The 18,140-nt window shown below is 69.0% G+C and carries 18 protein-coding genes; 10 read left to right on the forward strand and 8 right to left on the reverse strand.

The window, feature by feature from the left end; translation table 11 throughout:
• The first annotated feature begins 22 nt into the window (after positions 1–22).
• Genes HHL11_RS13345 through HHL11_RS13370 form a run of 6 tightly spaced genes read left to right on the forward strand, consistent with a single transcriptional unit; the run spans position 23 to position 6,219 of the window.
• On the forward strand, positions 23–1,024 hold the full coding sequence (locus HHL11_RS13345) for an amidohydrolase family protein (protein ID WP_169418849.1): 1,002 nt from the start codon (positions 23–25) through the stop codon (positions 1,022–1,024).
• Between the two features lie 13 nt (positions 1,025–1,037).
• Positions 1,038–2,273, forward strand: coding sequence for an aromatic ring-hydroxylating dioxygenase subunit alpha (locus HHL11_RS13350; protein WP_169418850.1), 1,236 nt, complete (start codon positions 1,038–1,040; stop codon positions 2,271–2,273).
• A gap of 51 nt (positions 2,274–2,324) precedes the next feature.
• The gene (locus tag HHL11_RS13355; RefSeq protein WP_169418851.1) at positions 2,325–3,290 is read left to right on the forward strand and encodes a tripartite tricarboxylate transporter substrate-binding protein; all 966 of its coding nucleotides are present in this window, start codon (positions 2,325–2,327) and stop codon (positions 3,288–3,290) included.
• Between the two features lies 1 nt (position 3,291).
• A complete protein-coding gene (locus tag HHL11_RS13360; protein WP_169418852.1) occupies positions 3,292–4,080 on the forward strand; it encodes a crotonase/enoyl-CoA hydratase family protein in 789 nt (262 codons plus the stop codon).
• A complete protein-coding gene (locus HHL11_RS13365) occupies positions 4,077–5,429 on the forward strand; it encodes a 3-hydroxyacyl-CoA dehydrogenase (protein ID WP_169418853.1) in 1,353 nt (450 codons plus the stop codon). Before HHL11_RS13360 ends, HHL11_RS13365 begins: the two co-directional genes overlap by 4 nt.
• A gap of 10 nt (positions 5,430–5,439) precedes the next feature.
• The gene (locus HHL11_RS13370; RefSeq protein ID WP_169418854.1) at positions 5,440–6,219 is read left to right on the forward strand and encodes an SDR family oxidoreductase; all 780 of its coding nucleotides are present in this window, start codon (positions 5,440–5,442) and stop codon (positions 6,217–6,219) included.
• Between the two features lie 53 nt (positions 6,220–6,272).
• Here HHL11_RS13370 and HHL11_RS13375 read toward each other — a convergent pair whose 3' ends face one another.
• The 8 genes from HHL11_RS13375 to HHL11_RS13410 form a co-directional block, all read right to left on the reverse strand.
• The gene (locus HHL11_RS13375; protein ID WP_169418855.1) at positions 6,273–8,207 is read right to left on the reverse strand and encodes a GAF and HD-GYP domain-containing protein; all 1,935 of its coding nucleotides are present in this window, start codon (positions 8,205–8,207) and stop codon (positions 6,273–6,275) included.
• 128 nt (positions 8,208–8,335) lie between these two features.
• A complete protein-coding gene (locus HHL11_RS13380; protein WP_169418856.1) occupies positions 8,336–9,208 on the reverse strand; it encodes an alpha/beta hydrolase in 873 nt (290 codons plus the stop codon).
• Positions 9,209–9,210: 2 nt separating this feature from the next.
• Positions 9,211–9,585 (reverse strand): nuclear transport factor 2 family protein, encoded by a 375-nt coding sequence (locus HHL11_RS13385; RefSeq protein ID WP_169418857.1) that lies wholly within the window; start codon positions 9,583–9,585, stop codon positions 9,211–9,213.
• Between the two features lie 63 nt (positions 9,586–9,648).
• Positions 9,649–10,965, reverse strand: a complete 1,317-nt coding sequence (locus HHL11_RS13390) for a hypothetical protein (RefSeq protein ID WP_169418858.1) — start codon at positions 10,963–10,965, stop codon at positions 9,649–9,651.
• Positions 10,966–10,979: 14 nt separating this feature from the next.
• Positions 10,980–12,305, reverse strand: a complete 1,326-nt coding sequence (argG, locus tag HHL11_RS13395; protein ID WP_169418859.1) for an argininosuccinate synthase — start codon at positions 12,303–12,305, stop codon at positions 10,980–10,982.
• 8 nt (positions 12,306–12,313) lie between these two features.
• Positions 12,314–12,631, reverse strand: a complete 318-nt coding sequence (gene ppnP / locus HHL11_RS13400; RefSeq protein ID WP_169418860.1) for a pyrimidine/purine nucleoside phosphorylase — start codon at positions 12,629–12,631, stop codon at positions 12,314–12,316.
• 111 nt (positions 12,632–12,742) lie between these two features.
• Positions 12,743–13,498, reverse strand: coding sequence for a glycine zipper 2TM domain-containing protein (locus tag HHL11_RS13405; RefSeq protein WP_169418861.1), 756 nt, complete (start codon positions 13,496–13,498; stop codon positions 12,743–12,745).
• 95 nt (positions 13,499–13,593) lie between these two features.
• Positions 13,594–13,950, reverse strand: coding sequence for an ArsC family reductase (locus tag HHL11_RS13410; protein ID WP_169418862.1), 357 nt, complete (start codon positions 13,948–13,950; stop codon positions 13,594–13,596).
• Between the two features lie 31 nt (positions 13,951–13,981).
• On the opposite strand from HHL11_RS13410, the gene folC reads away from it, so the two are divergent.
• Genes folC through purF form a run of 4 tightly spaced genes read left to right on the forward strand, consistent with a single transcriptional unit; the run spans position 13,982 to position 18,038 of the window.
• Positions 13,982–15,268, forward strand: coding sequence for a bifunctional tetrahydrofolate synthase/dihydrofolate synthase (gene folC, locus HHL11_RS13415; RefSeq protein WP_240980071.1), 1,287 nt, complete (start codon positions 13,982–13,984; stop codon positions 15,266–15,268).
• 11 nt (positions 15,269–15,279) lie between these two features.
• Positions 15,280–16,026 (forward strand): SPOR domain-containing protein, encoded by a 747-nt coding sequence (locus HHL11_RS13420; RefSeq protein ID WP_169418864.1) that lies wholly within the window; start codon positions 15,280–15,282, stop codon positions 16,024–16,026.
• The gene (locus tag HHL11_RS13425) at positions 16,026–16,514 is read left to right on the forward strand and encodes a CvpA family protein (protein WP_169418865.1); all 489 of its coding nucleotides are present in this window, start codon (positions 16,026–16,028) and stop codon (positions 16,512–16,514) included. Before HHL11_RS13420 ends, HHL11_RS13425 begins: the two co-directional genes overlap by 1 nt.
• A 15-nt stretch (positions 16,515–16,529) precedes the next feature.
• Positions 16,530–18,038, forward strand: coding sequence for an amidophosphoribosyltransferase (gene purF, locus HHL11_RS13430; RefSeq protein WP_169418866.1), 1,509 nt, complete (start codon positions 16,530–16,532; stop codon positions 18,036–18,038).
• The last annotated feature ends 102 nt before the right edge of the window (positions 18,039–18,140 follow it).

Raw genomic sequence — 18,140 nt, forward strand, 5'->3', positions numbered from 1 at the left:
CTTCCCAACGGAGACCAAGTCCATGATCATCGATTCGCACGCCCACATCGTCATGCCGCCGGAAAGCTTCCGGTTCATGGCGGAACTGGTGGGCGGCCGCGCCAACCCGAACACATTGCCGAAGATTCCGGAAGCCTCGGTGCGCAAGGTCGCCGAGGAGCTGGTGCACAGCATGGACAAGGTGGGCACCGACGTGCAGTTCATCTCGCCGCGTCCCTACCTGCAGATGCACTCGGTGAAGCCGGGCAAGGTGGCGCAGCTGTGGTCGCGGCACTGCAACGACCTCATCGCGCAGTTCGTGCAGATGTTCCCGGACCGCTTCCGCGGCGTCGCCGGCCTGCCGCAGTACATGGACGAAGCGCTGGAGCTGCGCGCCATCCCCGAGCTGCGCCGTTGCGTCAGCGAATACGGCTTCGTCGGCTGTCTGGTCAACCCGGACCCCACCGAGGGCCTGGGCGATCCGCCCGGCCTGGGCGACCCCTACTGGCATCCGCTGTACCAGGCGATGACCGAACTGGACGTGCCGGGCCTGATCCACTCCGCTGGCAGTTGCAGCGCGCGCGAGTCGTACACGCTGAAGTTCATCAACGAGGAAAGCATCGCCGTCGTCTCGCTGCTGCAGGCGAAGGTGTTCGACACCTTCCCGAACCTGAAGATCGTGGTTGCGCATGCGGGCGGCGCCATCCCCTACCAGATGGGGCGCTTCCGCGCGTGGAACGTGCGCAAGGGCGAGCAGGAGACCTTCGACCAGCAGGTGCGCAAGCTCTATTACGACACCTGCAACTACAGCACCGAAGCCATCGAGCTGCTGTGCAAGGTGGTGGGCACCGAGCGCGTGCTGTTCGGCACCGAGAAGCCCGGCACCGGCAGCGCGCGCGATCCGCTGTCGGGCCGCGACTTCGACGACATGAAGCCGGTGATCGAAGGCATCGAGTGGCTGTCCGCCGCGCAGAAGAAGGACATCTTCGAGTGCAACTGCCGCCGCGTGTACAGCCGCGCGTTCCGCACCGACGAACAGTGCTGAAGGGAGCGTCACCATGGCGATGACCAAGGAGGAGAACGAACTCCTCACGCGCGTCGAGAACGGCGCGCCCATGGGCGAGATGATCCGCCAGCATTACTGGCTGCCGGCGGTGCCCGCGAGCAAGCTGGAGGCCGACGGCGCGCCGGTCCGCGTGCGGCTCCTGGGCAAGAACTACGTCGCCTTCCGCGCCACCGATGGCTCGGTGGGCGTGCTCGACGAGCAGTGCCCGCACCGCCGCGCCTCGCTGGCCCTGGCCGGCAACGGCGAGAACGGCCTGCGCTGCATCTACCACGGCTGGAAGCTGAACGTGAAGGGCGAAGTGGTCGAGGCGCCCAACCACACCGGCAACCAGGAAGGCTTCTGCAGCAAGGTGCGCGTGAACCGCTACACCACCGTGGACCGCGGCGGCATCGTCTGGGTCTGGCTGGGCCAGGGCGAGAAGGCGCCGCCGTTCCCCGAACTGCCCTTCATCGACTTGCCGGCCGACCAGCGCTCCGTCACCAGCGTGGAAGTGCCGACCAACTGGGTGCAGGCGGTGGAGGCGTCGATGGACTCCTCGCACGTCGGCGTGCTGCACGAGTCCACGACGCAGATCACCGCCGGCGGCGGCAACGAGCGCATGCTGATGGCCAAGGCGCTCGCGCCGAAGCTGGAGTTCGAGGACCGGCCCTATGGCTACCGCTACGCTGCCTTGCGCGCGCTGCCGGACGACCAGGTCTACGCGCGCGTCAACAACTTCGTGATGCCTTGGTACGGCCTCATCTGCCCGCCGGATGCCAACGGGCCGACCACGGTGTTCTTCTCGACGCCGGTGGACGACGTGACGCACCGCGCCTGGTTCGTGCAGTTCAACCCCAAGCGGCCGCTGGGCATGACCATCATGTCGGCGTCGCCGGACGTGTGGAACTTCCCGCCGCTGCCGCCCGGCGATGCCAAGGACAACTGGGGCCAGAACCGCGACCTGATGCGGCGCGGGCACAAGACCGGTTTCCCGCAGCACCTGGGCACCGAGGACTTCGCGATGTTCATCAGCCAGGGCCCCATCTACGACCGCAGCGAGGAGCAGCTGTGCTCCGCCGACGGCGCGGTGATGCGCGTGCGCGCGCTGCTGCTGCGCGCCGCCCGCGAGTTCATCGACGGCAAGACGCCGGCGCTGGCGGACAACCCGCAGCTGGATTACCGCGCGATCCGATCGGTGGGCGGCGTGATCGCAACCGGCGCCAACTGGCGCACCCTGGCCGACCAATGACGGACAGCGGCGCGCAGACGCCGCCTCCGCTACCTCTCTAGGAGACAAGCAATGACGTTCAGCCGCCGGCAGCTGCTCGCTGCCGCCGTCGCCCTGCCGGCGCTTGCGCGCGCCCAGGGCAAGCCCGCCATCCGCGTGCTGGTGGGCTTCCCGCCCGGGGGCGCCACCGATGCGATCGCGCGCGCCGTGGTCGACCGGCTGCCGGCCCTGCTGGGCCAGCCGGTCATCATCGACAACCGGCCCGGTGCCGGCGGCCGGATTGCGGCCGATGCGGTGCTGAACGCGCCGGCCGACGGCCTCACCTACATGATCGCGCCCAACGCGACGCCCACCTTCCTGATGCTGGTGCCGCCGTCGCAGGTGCGCTGGAACATCCTGAAGGACTTCGTGCCGGTGGCGGGCATCGCGTCCTACCCGCTCGGCATGGGCGTGGCGATGAACGTGCCCGCGAAGACCGCGCCGGAATTCATCGAATGGGTGCGCCGCAATCCGGGCAAGGCCACGGTGGGCAGCCCGGGCATGGGCGGCCAGAACGCCTTCCTCGCGGTGCAGCTGGCGACCACCGCGAAGATCGACCTGCCGGTGACGCCCTACAAGGGCTCGCCGCCGATGATCACCGACCTGGTGGGCGGCCATCTCGCCTCCGCCATCAGCCTGATGGACGGATTGATGGCGCACCACCGTGCCGGCCGGGTGCGCGCCATCGGCATCTTCACGCCGGAGCGCTCGCCGCTGATGCCGGACATCCCCACCTTCGCCGAGCAGGGCATCCCGGTCAGCTCCGGCGAGGCCTGGACGGCGATGTGGGCGCGCGCCGGCACGCCCGCCGCCGAAGTGCAGCGGGTGCAGGCCGCCGTGCAGCAGGTGTTGAAGATGCCGCCGGTGCAGGAGCTGATGGCGAAGAGCCTCTGGGTCTCGGCCCGCTTCCGCGACGGCGCGGAGACGGCGGCCTTGCAGCGCGCCGAACTGGAGCACTGGGAGCCGATCATCAAGGCATCGGGCTTCAAGGCGGAATGAAATGAACGACTCACTCGTCACCTACGAACTCGATGGCGCGATCGCGCTGATCGGCCTGAACCGTCCCGACAAGCGCAATGCGATCAGCGACGCCGTCATCGACGCGTTGCGCGCGGCGGTGTTGCGCGCCCACGAGGAGGCCGACGTCGCCGTCCTCTTCGGGCATGGCAGCAATTTCTGCGCGGGCCTGGACCTGGCGGAGGCGCTGGCCCGGGCCACCGGCCAGGTCAAGCCGCCGCGCAAGCGCCGGCGCCACAACTGGCACGAGGTGTTCGACCTCATCGCCCGCGGACCGATCCCCTTCGTCGCGGCGCTGCATGGTGCGGTGGTCGGCGGCGGGCTGGAGCTGGCGACCGCCGCCCACCTGCGCGTCGGCGACGAGACCGCGCTGTTCGGCCTGCCCGAAGGCCAGCGCGGCATCTTCGTCGGCGGCGGCGGCACCGTGCGCATCCAGCGCGTGGTGGGAACGACCGTGATGATGGACATGATGCTCACCGGCCGCCTGCTCGGCGCCGCCGAGGGTCTGCAGGAACACATCGTGCGCTACGTGGTTCCCGCGGGCCAGGCCCTGGCCAAAGCGCGCGAACTGGCGGCGCGCGTGGCGAAGAACAGCGTGGAGACCAACTGGATGATCATCAACGTGCTGCCGCGCGTGAACGACCTGTCGCACGACGACGGCCTGTTCCTGGAGCAGCTCAACTCCGCGCGCGCCCGGCCGCCGGAGGCCGAACAGCGCCTGCGCGAATTCGTGGACGGCAAGGCCAAGCGCTTGCAGGAGAACCAGGCATGAGCGCGGTGCTGGATGACGTCTTCGGCTTGAGCGAGGCGCAGGCCGCCGCCGGCGAAGCGCACGCGAAGTTCGCGGCCGCCGAGGCGGCCCGCACGCCGGACCTCCCGGCCGGCATGCCGTTGCGCCCGGTGCGCAAGGTCGCCGTGATCGGCGCCGGCACCATGGGCGGCGGCATCGCGATGGCTCTGGCGAACATCGGTATTCCGGTGACCCTGGTCGACGCCGAGGCGCCAGGCCTGCAGCGCGGGCTGGCGCGCGTGAAGGACAACTACGCCGGCAGCGTGGCGCGCGGGAAGCTGGCAGCGCAGGACATGGAGCAGCGGCTGGCGCTGATCCGCGGCACGCTGCGCATGGAAGACGTTGCCGATGCCGACCTGGTGATCGAAGCGGTGTTCGAGGACATGCAGCTGAAGCAGGGCATCTTCCGCCAGCTCGACGTGCTGGCGAAGCCCGGCGCCATCCTCGCGACCAACACTTCCGGCCTGGACATCGACGAGATCGCCGCTTTCACCGCGCGGCCGCAGGACGTGGTCGGCGCGCACTTCTTCAGCCCGGCCCACGTGATGAAGCTGCTGGAGGTGGTGCGCGCCGCGCAGACCGCGCCGGACGTCGTCGCCACGCTGATGGACCTGGGCCGGCGCCTGGGCAAGGTGGCGGTGCTGGCGCGCGTGTACCCCGGCTTCATCGGCAATGCGCTCTTCCGCAACTACACGCGCGAAGCGCACTTCCTGGTGGAGGACGGCGCGCTGCCGCACGAGGTGGACGCCGCGCTGAAGAAGTTCGGCTATGCCATGGGCATCTTCGCCGTGCACGACATGGCCGGCAACGACGTCGGCTGGCAGACCCGCAAGGCGCAGATGGCGACGCGCCCCACGGACCGGCGCTGGAACGACCTGATCCTGAAGCTGTGCGACCAGGGCCGCTTCGGGCAGAAGTCCGGCCAGGGCTGGTACCGCTACGAGAAGGGGGAGCGCACGCCGCTGCGCGACCCCGGGCTGGAGGCTTTCATCGTCGCGGAGTCGGCCCGCATGGGCATCGCGCGCAAGCCGATGGACGAAGACGAGATCCTCAAGCGCTGCCTTTACGGCATGGTCAATGAAGGCGCGAAGCTGCTGGAACTGGGCATCGCCCAGCGGCCCAGCGACATCGACATCACCTACGTCACTGGCTACGGCTTTCCCGCGCGCCAGGGCGGCCCGCTGTTCATGGCCGATCGCATCGGGCTGGACCGGGTGCTGGCCGACGTCCGCCGCTTGCACGCGCAGTACGGCTACTGGTGGCAACCGGCGCCGCTGCTGGAGCGGCTGGTGCGCGAAGGCCGGTCGCTCGCGGACCTGCAAGCTCGTTGAAGGAGGGCACATGGACCTGGGCATCGCCGGCCGCAAGGCCATCGTCTGCGCGTCCTCGCAAGGCCTCGGCTACGCCTGCGCCCTGGCACTGGCGCAGGAGGGCTGCGAGGTGTTCATCAACGGCCGCGACGAGCAGAAGCTCGCGCAGGCGCGCCTTGCCTTGCACGAAGCTACTGGTGCCATGGTGCATGCGGTGCGGGCCGACCTGGACACGGATGCCGGCCGCGCGACGCTGCTCGCGGCCTGCCCGGCGCCCGACATCCTGGTGAACAACAACGCCGGTCCACCGCCGGGCAAGCTGGAAGACTGGGACCACGCCACCTGGCTGGCCGCGCTGGAAAGCAACCTGCTCGCGGCGGCGCTGCTGCTGCGCGAGGTGCTGCCCGGCATGCGGGCGCGGGGCTTCGGCCGCGTTGTCAACATCACGTCGGCGATGGTGAAGACGCCGCATGCCGCCATGGGCCTGTCCACCGCCGCCCGGGCCGGCCTGACGGCGCTGTCGCGGGCGCTGGCGCGCGAGGCGATCGTGGACAACGTGACGATCAACAACCTGCTGCCCGAGCGTTTCGACACCGCCCGCCAGGAATTCATGGCGCAGCGGCTGATGCGCGAGCAGGGCATCGTCCGCGAGGCCGCGCGCCAGCAGATTGCCGACACGGTGCCGGCCCGGCGCTTCGGCCAGCCGCGCGAGTTCGGCGCCGCCTGCGCTTTCCTCTGCGCCGACCTGTCCGGGTTCATGACCGGGCAGAACCTGCAGCTGGATGGGGGCGCGTATACGGCGCTGGTCTGAGGGCGGCCCTCACCCCAGCCATCTTCCAGAGGGAGAGGGAGCAACAGCCCGGCCTACACGCGTGCGTCCACCTCTTCGACCAGCGGCGTGGCCGGCACCGCCAGGGGTACCTGTGGCCCTTCCTCGGTGCGGATCGCCGCGATCACCGGGATCGCGGCCAGCACCACCGTTTCGTCGCCAGAAGGCGCCGCCACGGGCGCCGGCGTGGCGATGGCCTCGTCGCCGATGCCGTCCAGCAGCATGCCCGGGTCGACCTCGTCCACCTGCTCCGGCTGCAAGTACTGCTGCGCGTAGTCGCTGTACACGCCGGAGGCGACGAACAGGCGGAACAGGTCGGCGTCGATGTGCCTGTCCTTCACCATGAAGCGCATGATGCGCAGCGCGTCCGACACCTTCTTCGGCGGCTTGTAAGGGCGGTCGGCTGCGGTGAGAGCCTCGAAGATGTCGGCGATGGCCATCACCCGCGCCGGGATCGACATCTGCTCGCCCTTCAGGCCGCGCGGGTAGCCGGTGCCGTCCATCTTCTCGTGGTGGCCGCCGGCGTATTCGGGCACGCGCCGCAGGTGGCGCGGCCAGGGCAGCGACTCCAGCATCACGATGGTCTGCGCCATGTGCTCGTTGATGCGGTAGCGGTCCTCCTCGGTCAAGGTGCCGCGGGCGACCGACAGGTTGTACAGCTCGCCCAGGTTGGCCTCGCGCTCCGGCGCCTTCGCCTGGAAGCCCCACGGGTTGCCCTCGGTACACAGGCGCAGGCCCACGCGCGGGCTGATGTGGTGGTAGCGGTCTTCCAGCAGCCTTTCCCGCGCCGGCAGCGGCCGCTCCGGGATGGCGTCGCGCCGCTTCTGCTCGGCGTACGAGATGCCCACGCGGTTGGACAGCGTGCGGGTCCAGGTGCGTTCGGCGATGCGTTGCAGGCGCCCGATCTTCTCCGGCGCCATCGCCTCGCCGCCGACGTTGCACTCGCCGACGAAGGCGAACTCCTCGTCCAGCACGGTGCATTGGCGCTCATAGTCGGCGCGCAGTTGCGCCAGGTCACCGCCGGCCAGCTGGCCTTTCAGCATCGCGATCTCGGCGTCGCGCTTGAGCACCTCGAAGCGCATGCGCACCTCGTGGATGCGGTCGTAGATGCATTCCAGCTTGGTCGCCTTGTCGACGATGTGCTCGGGCGTGATCACCTTGCCGCAGTCGTGCAGCCAGGCCGCCACGCGCAGCTCGTACCACTCCTCGGGCGTCAGGTCGAAGCCGGCGAAGGGGCCGTCCAGCGAATCGCAGACGGCCTTCACGAGCATCTCGGTGAGCACGGGCACGCGCTGGCAGTGGCCGCCGGTGTAGGGCGACTTCATGTCGATGGCCGCCGCGATGACGCCGATGAAGGAATCCAGCAGGTGCTTCAGCTCCTCGATGAGGATGCGGTTGTCGATCGACACCGCCGCCTGCGAGGCGAGGGCGCTCACCATCGGCACGATGGCGGCGTCGAAGGGAACGACCTGGCCTTCGCTGTCCTTGGCGTTGATCAACTGCAGCACGCCGATGACCATGCCGTTGTGGTTCTTCAGCGGCACGGTCAGGAAGGACTGGGAGCGGTAGTGCAGGCGCCTGTCGAATTCGACGGTGCCGGAGAAGTCGAGGTGTTCCGTGCGGCTGTAGGCGTCGGCGATGTTGACGATCTCGCCGGTGATGGCGCAGTACGCCGCCACGTGCTTCATGTTGGGCCCGCCGTTGGCCGCGACCAGCGGCACCGGCGGCAGGTCGATTGCCAGGCCCGTGGTGCCGCCCTTGGCGATGCCCAGCGAGTCGTTGCGCACGATCTGGAACGTGAGCTCCTTGCCCTGGTTCTTCAGGTAGAGCGTGCCGGCATCCGCGTTGGTGAAGGCCTTGGCCTCCAGCAGGATGCGCTCGCGCAGCCGCGCGGGATCGCGTTCGGCGGACAGTGCGATCCCGATCTCGATCAGCTCGCGGTAGGCGTCGGCGGTGCTCTGGTGCTCCATGGGGGCAACCCTCCCTGCAGGGAAAAGCTTACTCCCGGTTGCGGCGTGTGAATGGCTGCCGAGCCAGCGAGCGCCGAGCTTGCCGGCGTGAGGAATTCACGCAGGAAGCTCCAGCCCCGCCGGACGGTTCAATCCGCGACCGCGTCGAAGAACTGGCGCAACTGCGCCGCCGTCGCCGCTGCGGCTTCCGGCGTGTGGATGCCTTCGAGCCAGGCGCCCCGGCCACCGGGCACCAGCGTGCACAGTTCGTCGAAGTAGATGTGCAGCATGTCGCTGCGGGCGCAGGCCGCCAGCGTGGGCACTTGGAGCAGCGGCATGCGCGAGCGCTTGTCGTAGGCCATCGCGGCGCGGTACGAGTGGTGGTAGGTCTGCGCCGCCTTCAGCACTTCCACCACTTTCGCGTGCAGCACCTCGGGCGCGGGCAGCGCGTTGTCGCGGCGATGTTCGCGGTCCAGCCGGTACCAGGGCCAGTACATGAAGGTGTCGCGCACGAAGTGCCACACCCACATCAGGTAGCCGGCCTGGTGGTCGAGTTTCAGCGCCGGCGCATAGCGCTCCAGCAGTTCACGCTGGAAGTCGGGCGGGTAGAGGCCGACGCCATCGAGCACCAGGGCGCCGACGCGCTCCGGGTGGACCAGCGCCAGTTCGGTCGCGATCGAGGCGCCGGTGTGGGTGCCGTACAGGTCGAAGCGCTGCAGCCCCAGGGCATCCAGTGCCTGCAGCAGCCGGCCGGCGAAGAACGGAACGTCCGCACCTTCGGGGATCGGCCCCACCGAGTCGCCGTTGCCCAGCGTGTCGGGCGCGATCACGCGGCGGTCGGTTGCCATCGCGGCCATCAGCGGGACCAGGCCCGCGGACGAAGCCGGCGAGGCATGCACCAGCACCAGCGGGCGGCGCGCGCCGTCGCGGCCGGCGTGCCGGTAGTGGATCTGCGCCTGCGGCAGTTCGACGAAGCCGCGGCCGATGCCGGGTTGCCAGCCGCTTGTTGCTGCCTGGGTCATGTTCAGCGCAGCGCGTTGTCGCCGCTCATGTAGACGAAGACCTCGGAAAAGCGGTCGCCGTCCAGGCGGAAGAAATTGCAGTTGTGCTTGCGGATCGACTGGCCGTCGAAGGTGCGGTTCGCTACGTCGAAGCGCGTCGCGATGCGCTGCGGCGCCTGCACCACGTGGTCGAAATTGCCATGCCAGACGCCGTCGTAGCGCGCGAACAGGCGCTCGAACATGCCGGCGAGGCCGCTGTCGCGGCCGCGGTATTCGACGTCGAAGGTGGCGATGGTGAAGACGGCGTCCGCGGTGAAGAAGGCCAGCGTGGCCGCGAGGTCCTTGCGGTCGACGGCGGCGAAGTAGGCCTCGACCCGCGCCTGGAGCGTGGTGTCCATGGAATCCTTTCGGGGATTCATTCTAGGAACCCGCAAATTGTCTTGTCAATAGAACATTTGAGGTCAGCGCTGCGGCCGCGCCCCGCGCGCGGGCGCGCGTTTCGCGCGCGGCGCGGGCGCCGGCGGCTGGGCCTGCAGCTGCTCCGACAGCTGCGCCAGCCGCTGGCAAGGCTCCGACAGCCCGGCGCCGGAGGGCCCCGCACCGCAGGCCTGCAGCAGCGCGGGCAGGTGCGAAGCGAGCTGCGGATAGAGCAGCCGCTGGTGTTCGCGCAGCGCCGGGTCCGTCAGCAGGTCGGCCGCGCGCGGCAGGATGCGGACCTTGGCCTGTTCCGCGATCGGGCCTTCCGAGATGAGCGCGTCGATCTCCGGCGTCGAAGCCCACTGCCCGAGCAGCGCAAGCACCGCGTCGTGCGCGAACTGCGAACGCAGGAAAGGCTCGAGACGGTGCAGTGCCTCGGCCACGCGCGCGGCGTCGCCGGAGCGCGGGAAATCTTCGGGCGAGCGCAGGCCCAGCGCCTGCGCCACGAATGGCAGCACGGCCATGCCCGCGCTTTCGCGCTCCCAGTCCTGCTGCGTCCACGGCGGGCACTTCCAGAGCGTGGGGCCGAGGACCAGCACGGGCGGGAACGCATAGCCCGGATGCAGCGGCGCCTCGCGGTAGGCCAGCAGCCCGCCGGCGGGCGTCCGCAGTTCCAGCGCGTGATGCGGATCGGTGACGACGCGGCAGGCTGTGCCGGTGTAATGGTGCGGCGCGGCGTCGTTCACCAGGAACTGCACCGTGGCCTGGGCCGGCCGGTCGCCGCGGCGCTCGGACACGCAGCTGCGGAAGGCGTGCCGCGCCAGCAGCACGCGGCGGTATTCGGCCTCGGGGCTGACGGAGGTCTCGAAGTCGATGCAGTCCCAGGCTTCGTGGCGGCGGTACAGGTTGGCCTGCCGGCCGAAGACGGGCGCCACCAGCTCCCCGACCACGCCGGTGGCCACCAGCGTCTGCAGGTCGCGGTCCTGGTCGAAGGTGTTGGGTGCTTCCAGCACGCGCACCGGCACCCGCGGCGCTGCTTCCAGCTGCAGAGCCGCCAGTTCCGCGGCGCGCCGCTCCGGCGCGTCACGGTGGCGGAAGGATTCCGCGCCGTAGTGGAGGAAGGGCAGGGCGCCGAGCAGCAGCATCAGGATCGCCAGCACGGGCCGCTTGCGCCACCGGATGGCCAGGCCCCAGCAGATCGTGACGACGCCGTAGAGGACGACGTTGAAGCCGGCGATCATCAGGACGGCGAGGCCGAGCGTGTCGTCGGGGCTGCCGCTCGCGAAGGCGGCGACGGGGGCGAGCAGCGCCGCAGCGAACGCTGCACTGCGCCGGGGACTGCAAGGAAAAATGGCGGCCATGGGCCGCCATTCTCTTACTCCAGCGAAGGCAGCGGCGTGTCGCCGCCCGTCACCAGCAGCCCGGCGCGCGAATACACGCCCAGCTTGTCGCGGGTGTCGCGGATGTCCAGGTTGCGCATGGTCAGCTGGCCGATGCGGTCCTTCGGCGTGAAGGGCGCGTTCTCGACCTTCTCCATCGACAGGCGCTCCGGCGCATACGTGAGGTTCGGCGACTCGGTGTTGAGGATCGAGTAGTCGTTGCCGCGACGCAGTTCCACGGTCACCTCGCCGGTGACGGCGCGCGCCACCCAGCGCTGTGCCGTTTCGCGCAGCATGATGGCCTGCGGGTCGAACCAGCGGCCCTGGTACAGCAGCCGGCCCAGGCGGCGGCCGTTGTCGCGGTACTGCTCGATGGTGTCCTCGTTGTGGATGCCGGTGACGAGGCGCTCGTAGGCGAGGAACAGCAGCGCCAGGCCGGGGGCTTCGTAGATGCCGCGGCTCTTGGCTTCGATGATGCGGTTCTCGATCTGGTCGCTCATGCCCAGGCCGTGGCGGCCGCCGATGCGGTTCGCTTCCAGGATCAGTTCGACCGGGTCCGCGAAGGTCTTGCCGTTCAGGGCGACCGGCTGGCCTTCCTCGAACCGCACGCGCACTTCTTCGGCCTTGACGACGACTTCGTCCTTCCAGAAGGCGACGCCCATGATCGGGTTGACGATCTTGATGCCGGAGTTCAGGTGCTCCAGGTCCTTGGCCTCGTGCGTCGCGCCCAGCATGTTGCTGTCGGTGGAGTAGGCCTTCTCGGCCGACATCTTGTAGCCGAAGCCGGCGGCGGTCAGGAAGGCCGACATTTCCGCGCGGCCGCCCAGTTCGTCGATGAAGGCCTGGTCCAGCCAGGGCTTGTAGATGCGCAGGTTCGGGTTGGTCAGCAGGCCGTAGCGGTAGAAGCGCTCGATGTCGTTGCCCTTGAAGGTGCTGCCGTCGCCCCAGATGTTGACGTCGTCCTGCTTCATGGCGGCCACCAGCATCGTGCCGGTGACGGCGCGGCCCAGCGGCGTGGTGTTGAAGTAGGTCAGGCCGCCGGTGGAGATGTGGAAGGCGCCGCACTGCAGGGCGGCGATGCCTTCGTGCGCCAGCTGCTTGCGGCAGTCGACCAGCACGGCCTTCTCGGCGCCGTACTCCATGGCCTTGCGCGGGATGGCGTCGTAGTCCGGTTCGTCCGGCTGGCCCAGGTTGGCGGTGTACGCGTAGGGCACGGCGCCCTTCTTGCGCATCCAGTGCAGGGCCGCGCTGGTGTCCAGGCCGCCGGAGAAGGCGATGCCGACCTTGTCGCCCAGGGGCAGGCTTTCGAGGATGGTGCTCATGGCGTGGTTCAGCCGAAGTGGCAGATGTAGTGGTAGGACTCGCTCACCCGGATCTCGAACGAGGAGTTGCCCGGCACGGAGAACTTCTCGCCGGGGCCCGATTTCTTCCATTCGCTGCTGCCGGCCAGCTTGTATTCGCAGGCGCCGCCGACGCATTCCATGATCTCCGGCGCGCCGGTGTTGAAGGTCAGCGTGGCGGGCAGGATCACGCCCACCGACTTCTTCGTGCCGTCGGCCAGCGTGAGGCTGTGGCTCACGCACTTGCCGTCGAAGTAGACGTTGGCCTTGGTCGCGACGCTGGCGACGGCGAGGTTCTCGGTGGTCATGGGAAAGGCTTGGGAGGAGGGAAAACCCACGATTTTACCGGGGCGGTGCAGGGCCGTGCCGGCCATGAAAAAGGCCGCCCGGAGGCGGCCTTGGCGCGGAGCACGAAAGGCTCAGTGGCGGTGGCCCCAGTAGCCATAGCCGAAGTTGAACGACAGGCCGACGGGCCACACGGGCGCCGGACGGTAGTACGGGTACGGGTAGGCGTAGGGATAGGCCGGCGCGGCGTACACCACCTGGGGTTGCTGCTGCACGTAGACGGGGGCCTGCTGCACCACTTGCGGCTGGCCTTGGTAGACCACCTGCGGCTGACCCTGGTAGACCTGCGGCTGGGCCTGGTAGGCCTGCGGCTCCGCCTGGGCCTGCTGCACGGGCGGCGCGGTCACCACGGGGCCGGGCTCGCCGGTGGCTTGCGCGGCTTGCTGCGAGCCGACGTTCAGGCGCACGGTCGGGCCCGGATCGTAGGGCAGCTGCGCGGAGTACTGCTGGCCGCGGTATTCGTAGACCACGTTCCAGCCGACGGTGCGGTTCTCGTAGGCGTTCTCGGTCACGCAGCTGGGCACCACCTGGGTGTTGCCCTGCGCTTCGACGCTGTTGCCCACCACGGCGCCCAGCACCGTGCCGACGACGATGGCCGCGGCCTGGCCGCCGCCGTGGCCGATGCCGCTGCCCACCGCGGCGCCCGTCAGGCCGCCCAGCACCGAGCCGCCACCCGTGGTCGGGCGCTGCACGATCTGGTTGTTGCACACCTGGCGCGGCACGGCGACCTGCTGCGTGATGGGGGTGCGCGAAATGACGTGGCCGACCTCCTGCGCGGAGGCGCCGAAGGCGACCGCCCCGAGGGCGGCAAGGAGGATGGACTGCTTCATGGCTTGGACTCGTTGGACTGCAATGGGCAAAGTTTAGGCACAGCCGTCAAACCCCGCCAATGTTTACGGTAAAGGCCGGGTAAAACGCTGCGAGCTCAGGAATTGTTGCGCTTTCCCCAATCGTCGGCGTTGAAACCGACCGACACCGCGCCATTGTTCCACTCCACGACCGGGCGCTTGATGACGCTGGGCTGCGCCAGCATCAGCGCCCGGGCGCCGTCGGCGGAGCCGGCGGCCTGCTGCGCCGCGGGATCGAGCTTGCGCCAGGTGGTGCCCTGGCGGTTCAGGAGCTTTTCCCAGCCGGCGCTCTCCAGCCACTGATCCAGGTGCTCGGGCGGCACGCCCTGCTTCTTGAAGTCGTGGAACTGGTAGTCGACGCCGGAGCCCGCGAGCCAGGTGCGGGCTTTTTTCACGGTGTCGCAGTTGGTGATGCCGTAAACGGTGATTGTCATGGCCGTGATCTTAGTCACGGACAATAGCGCAATGGATACCCTGCAAGACTGGCTGGCGCACTGCGAGCGCCTGCACCCCAAGACCATCGCCCTCGGGCTCGAACGCGTACAGGCGGTCGCGCAGCGCATGGGCCTGAAGTTCGATTGCCCGGTCGTCACCGTCGCGGGCACCAACGGCAAGGGCTCCACCTGCGCCATGTTCGAAGCCATCGCGCTGCAGGCCGGCTACCGCCCCGGCGTCTACACCTCGCCGCACCTGGTGCATTTCGAGGAGCGCTGCCGCATCGGCGGCGAGATCGTGCAGGCCGATGCGCTGCTGCCGCACTTCGAGCGCGTCGAAGCCGCGCGGCAGGGCGAGGCGCTGACCTATTTCGAGTTCACCACGCTGGCCATCCTGGGGCTGATGGCCGCGAGCAACCTCGACGTCGCCATCCTCGAGGTCGGCCTGGGCGGCCGCCTGGACGCGGTGAACGCCATCGACACCGACTGCGCCATCATCACCAGCATCGACCTGGACCACATGGAGTTCCTGGGGCCGGACCGCGAAAGCATCGGCCGCGAAAAGGCCGGCATCCTGCGCGCCGGCAAGCCCGCCATCGTCAGCGACCCGATGCCGCCGCACAGCGTGCTGCAGTACGCCAACGCGCTCGGCGCCGACCTGTGGCTGCTGGGACGCGACTACAACTTCAACGGCGACAAGCAGCAGTGGAACTGGGCGGGACGCGGCCGGCGCTACAGCGGCCTCGCTTACCCGGCGCTGCGCGGCGCCAACCAGTTGCTGAACGCCTCCGGCGTGCTGGCTGCCTTCGAGGCGCTGCGCCAGCAACTGCCGGTGACGGCGCAGGCCGTGCGCAACGGCCTGGCGATGGTGGAACTGCCTGGCCGCTTCCAGATCGTCCCCGGACAGCCCACGCTGGTGCTGGACGTGGCGCACAACCCGCATTCGGTGGCGGCGCTGACGGCCAACCTCGATGCGATGGGTTTCTATCCGACCACGCATGCCGTGTTCGGCGCGATGGCGGACAAGGACCTGGCGCCGATGTTCGCCAAGATCGGGCCGCTGGTGGACCGCTGGTACTTCACCGGCCTGCCGACCGCGCGTGCTGCCACCGCGGCCGACCTGCAGGCGCGCTGGCAGGCGGTGCCTGGCCGTCGCGAGGTGCCCACGAGTACCCACGCGAGTCCGAAGGAAGCACTACAGGCCGCCGTCGAGCAGGCGGACCCCGCTGATAGAATCCTCGTCTTCGGATCCTTCTTCACCGTGGGTGGCGTCCTGGAGCAGGGCGTGCCCCGCCTGGCCGCCAAGCATCTCGGCTGATTCACCACTCCATGGCGCTGTTCAAGTTGCGCAAGAAAAAGGTCGACGAGCCCGTGGCCGCCCCGGCCACCCCGGCTGAGAGCATCGAAGCGATGCGGCGGCGTGCCCGCCACCGCCTGATCGGCGCCGTCGTGCTGGTCCTGGCCGGCGTCGTCGGCTTCCCCCTGCTGTTCGACACGCAGCCGCGTCCCGTGGCCGTGGACATCCCCATCGAGATTCCCGACCGCAACAAGGTCAAGCCGCTGCCGCCGCCTCCGGCCGCTGCGCCGTCGGCGCCTGCCGCGGCTGCGGAGCCGGCTACGGCGGTCAAGGGGGCGCAGCAGGCTTCGGCTCCGGCCGACCAGAAGGTCGCCCAGGCCGCCGCGGCGCAGACTAAAGAAGAAATCATCACGGAGGCGCCGGAGAAGAAGCCGGAACCGCCAAAGGCAGAAGCGAAGCCGCAACCGAAGCCCGAGCCCAAGGCGCAAGCCAAGGCCGACGACTCCGCCAAGGCCCGCGCCCTGCTGGATGGCAAGACGGTGGCGGACAGCGGCCGCTTCGTCGTGCAGGTCGGCGCTTTCGCCGAAGAAGCTAAGGCACGCCAGGCCCAGCAGAAGCTGGAGCGCGCAGGCCTCAAGAACTACCGCCAGGTCGCCGAGACCGAAGAGGGCAAGCGCATCCGCGTGCGGGCGGGCCCGTTCGCGTCGCGATCCGAAGCCGACAAGGCGGCCGAGAAGATCAAAGGGCTGGATTTGCCGGCCCGCGTCCTCACCTTGTAGTGGCTTCGCTCGACTGGGTGGTGGCCGCGCTGCTGGGCGCCTCGGTGTTGCTGGGGCTGTGGCGCGGGCTGGTCTATGAGGTGCTGTCGGTGCTGAACTGGCTGGTGGCCTTCCTGGTGGCCCAATACTTCGCGCCCTGGGCGGGCGTGCGCTTGCCGATGGGCGACAGCGGGGAAGCCACGCGCTATGCCGTCGGCTTCGTCCTGGTGTTCATTGCTTCACTGTTTGCCGGGGGATTGCTGGCCTGGCTGGTGAAAAAGCTGGTGGAAGCGGTAGGCTTGCGCCCTGTGGACCGGGCTTTGGGCGGGCTGTTCGGCCTGGTGCGCGGCGCGGTGGCGGTGCTGGTGCTGGCCGTGGTGGTGCAACTGGCCGGCTGGTACCACAGCGGCTGGTGGACTGAATCGGTGACGGGCAGCGTTGCAACGGCGGCGCTGCGTGGATTGAAGCCGGTGGTGCCGGAGAAGTTCGGCGCCTTCCTGCCGGCGTAAGGAAAGCGAAACATCATGTGCGGAATCGTTGGGGTCGTCAGCCAGGGCCCCGTCAACCAGCTGATCTACGACGCGTTGCTGCTGCTGCAGCACCGCGGCCAGGACGCGGCCGGCATCGTCACCCTGCAGGGCCGCAAGGTCTACATGCACAAGGCCAAGGGCATGGTGCGCGACGTGTTCCGCACCCGCAACATGCGCGCGCTGCCCGGCACCGCCGGCCTCGGCCAGGTGCGCTACCCCACCGCGGGCAATGCGTACAGCGAGGAAGAGGCGCAGCCCTTCTACGTGAACGCGCCCTTCGGCATCACGCTGGCGCACAACGGCAACCTCACCAACGCGCAGGCGCTGAAGGCGGAACTGTTCTCCACCGACCACCGCCACATCAACACCGAGAGCGACACCGAGGTGCTGGTGAACGTGTTCGCGCACGAACTGGAGAAGACCACGCGCGGCCTGCCGCTGAAGCCGCAGGACGTGTTCGCGGCCGTCGCCAACGTGCACAAGCGCGTGCGCGGCTCCTATGCCGTGGTGGCCATCATCGCCGGCCATGGCCTGCTGGCCTTCCGTGACCCGTACGGCATCCGCCCGCTGGCTTTCGGCCGCAGTGCCGACGGCACGGTGATGGTGGCCAGCGAATCGGTGACGCTGGAAGGCACGGGCCACCGCTTCGAGCGCAACGTGGCGCCGGGCGAGGCGGTGTTCATCGACCTGGAAGGCCGCGTGTCCGCGCAGCAGTGCGCCGAGAACCCGCAGCTGTCGCCCTGCATCTTCGAATACGTGTACCTGGCGCGGCCCGATTCCGTGATGGACGGCATCTCGGTGTACCAGGCGCGCCTGAACCTGGGCGAGACGCTGGCCAAGCGCGTGATCTCCACCGTGCCGCCGAACGAGATCGACGTCGTCATCCCGATCCCGGAATCCAGCCGGCCCAGCGCGATGCAGCTGGCGCAGTTGCTGGGCATTCCGTACCGCGAAGGCTTCGTCAAGAACCGCTACGTGGGCCGGACCTTCATCATGCCGGGGCAGGGCGTGCGCAAGAAGAGCGTGCGGCAGAAGCTGAACGTGATCGAGAGCGAGTTCAAGGGCCGCAACGTGCTGCTGGTGGACGACTCCATCGTGCGCGGCACGACCAGCCGCGAGATCGTGCAGATGGCCCGTGACGCGGGCGCGCGCAAGGTCTACCTGGCCAGCGCCGCGCCGCCGGTGCGCTTCCCCAACGTCTACGGCATCGACATGCCCACGTCCAGCGAGCTGGTGGCGCATGGCCGCACGGTGGACGAAGTGCGCGCGATCATCGGCTGCGATGCGCTGATCTACCAGGACGTCGACGGCATGAAGAAGGCCATCGGCAGCCTCAACGGCAAGCTGGACGGCTTCGACGCGTCCTGCTTCGACGGCGTGTACGTCACGGGCGACATCAACCCCGAAGACATCTCGCGGATCAACGAGGCGAGGATCGGGCAGGAAGACCCGCTGGAAGAGAACACGACTCGCCTCGCGATCCCGAACGCGCAGGAGGCGTAGGAAACGGACAGCCGGACGCAGAGGACGCAAAGGATCCGCAGAGGACGCAAAAGAACAGCCTTTAAGGGTTTCCTTTTGCGTCCTTTGCGTCCTCTGCGTCCG

It is taken from the genome of Ramlibacter agri (assembly GCF_012927085.1).
GTDB lineage: Bacteria > Pseudomonadota > Gammaproteobacteria > Burkholderiales > Burkholderiaceae_C > Ramlibacter > Ramlibacter agri.

What these genes read in the sequence shown, in the direction of transcription:
- HHL11_RS13345 (WP_169418849.1), top strand. Translation starts at nt 23, where the DNA reads ATGATCATCGATTCGCACGCCCACATCGTCATGCCGCCGGAAAGCTTC.
- HHL11_RS13350 (WP_169418850.1), top strand. Translation starts at nt 1,038, where the DNA reads ATGGCGATGACCAAGGAGGAGAACGAACTCCTCACGCGCGTCGAGAAC.
- HHL11_RS13355 (WP_169418851.1), top strand. Translation starts at nt 2,325, where the DNA reads ATGACGTTCAGCCGCCGGCAGCTGCTCGCTGCCGCCGTCGCCCTGCCG.
- HHL11_RS13360 (WP_169418852.1), top strand. Translation starts at nt 3,292, where the DNA reads ATGAACGACTCACTCGTCACCTACGAACTCGATGGCGCGATCGCGCTG.
- HHL11_RS13365 (WP_169418853.1), top strand. Translation starts at nt 4,077, where the DNA reads ATGAGCGCGGTGCTGGATGACGTCTTCGGCTTGAGCGAGGCGCAGGCC.
- HHL11_RS13370 (WP_169418854.1), top strand. Translation starts at nt 5,440, where the DNA reads ATGGACCTGGGCATCGCCGGCCGCAAGGCCATCGTCTGCGCGTCCTCG.
- HHL11_RS13375 (WP_169418855.1), bottom strand. Translation starts at nt 8,207, where the DNA reads ATGGAGCACCAGAGCACCGCCGACGCCTACCGCGAGCTGATCGAGATC.
- HHL11_RS13380 (WP_169418856.1), bottom strand. Translation starts at nt 9,208, where the DNA reads ATGACCCAGGCAGCAACAAGCGGCTGGCAACCCGGCATCGGCCGCGGC.
- HHL11_RS13385 (WP_169418857.1), bottom strand. Translation starts at nt 9,585, where the DNA reads ATGGACACCACGCTCCAGGCGCGGGTCGAGGCCTACTTCGCCGCCGTC.
- HHL11_RS13390 (WP_169418858.1), bottom strand. Translation starts at nt 10,965, where the DNA reads ATGGCCGCCATTTTTCCTTGCAGTCCCCGGCGCAGTGCAGCGTTCGCT.
- argG (WP_169418859.1), bottom strand. Translation starts at nt 12,305, where the DNA reads ATGAGCACCATCCTCGAAAGCCTGCCCCTGGGCGACAAGGTCGGCATC.
- ppnP (WP_169418860.1), bottom strand. Translation starts at nt 12,631, where the DNA reads ATGACCACCGAGAACCTCGCCGTCGCCAGCGTCGCGACCAAGGCCAAC.
- HHL11_RS13405 (WP_169418861.1), bottom strand. Translation starts at nt 13,498, where the DNA reads ATGAAGCAGTCCATCCTCCTTGCCGCCCTCGGGGCGGTCGCCTTCGGC.
- HHL11_RS13410 (WP_169418862.1), bottom strand. Translation starts at nt 13,950, where the DNA reads ATGACAATCACCGTTTACGGCATCACCAACTGCGACACCGTGAAAAAA.
- folC (WP_240980071.1), top strand. Translation starts at nt 13,982, where the DNA reads ATGGATACCCTGCAAGACTGGCTGGCGCACTGCGAGCGCCTGCACCCC.
- HHL11_RS13420 (WP_169418864.1), top strand. Translation starts at nt 15,280, where the DNA reads ATGGCGCTGTTCAAGTTGCGCAAGAAAAAGGTCGACGAGCCCGTGGCC.
- purF (WP_169418866.1), top strand. Translation starts at nt 16,530, where the DNA reads ATGTGCGGAATCGTTGGGGTCGTCAGCCAGGGCCCCGTCAACCAGCTG.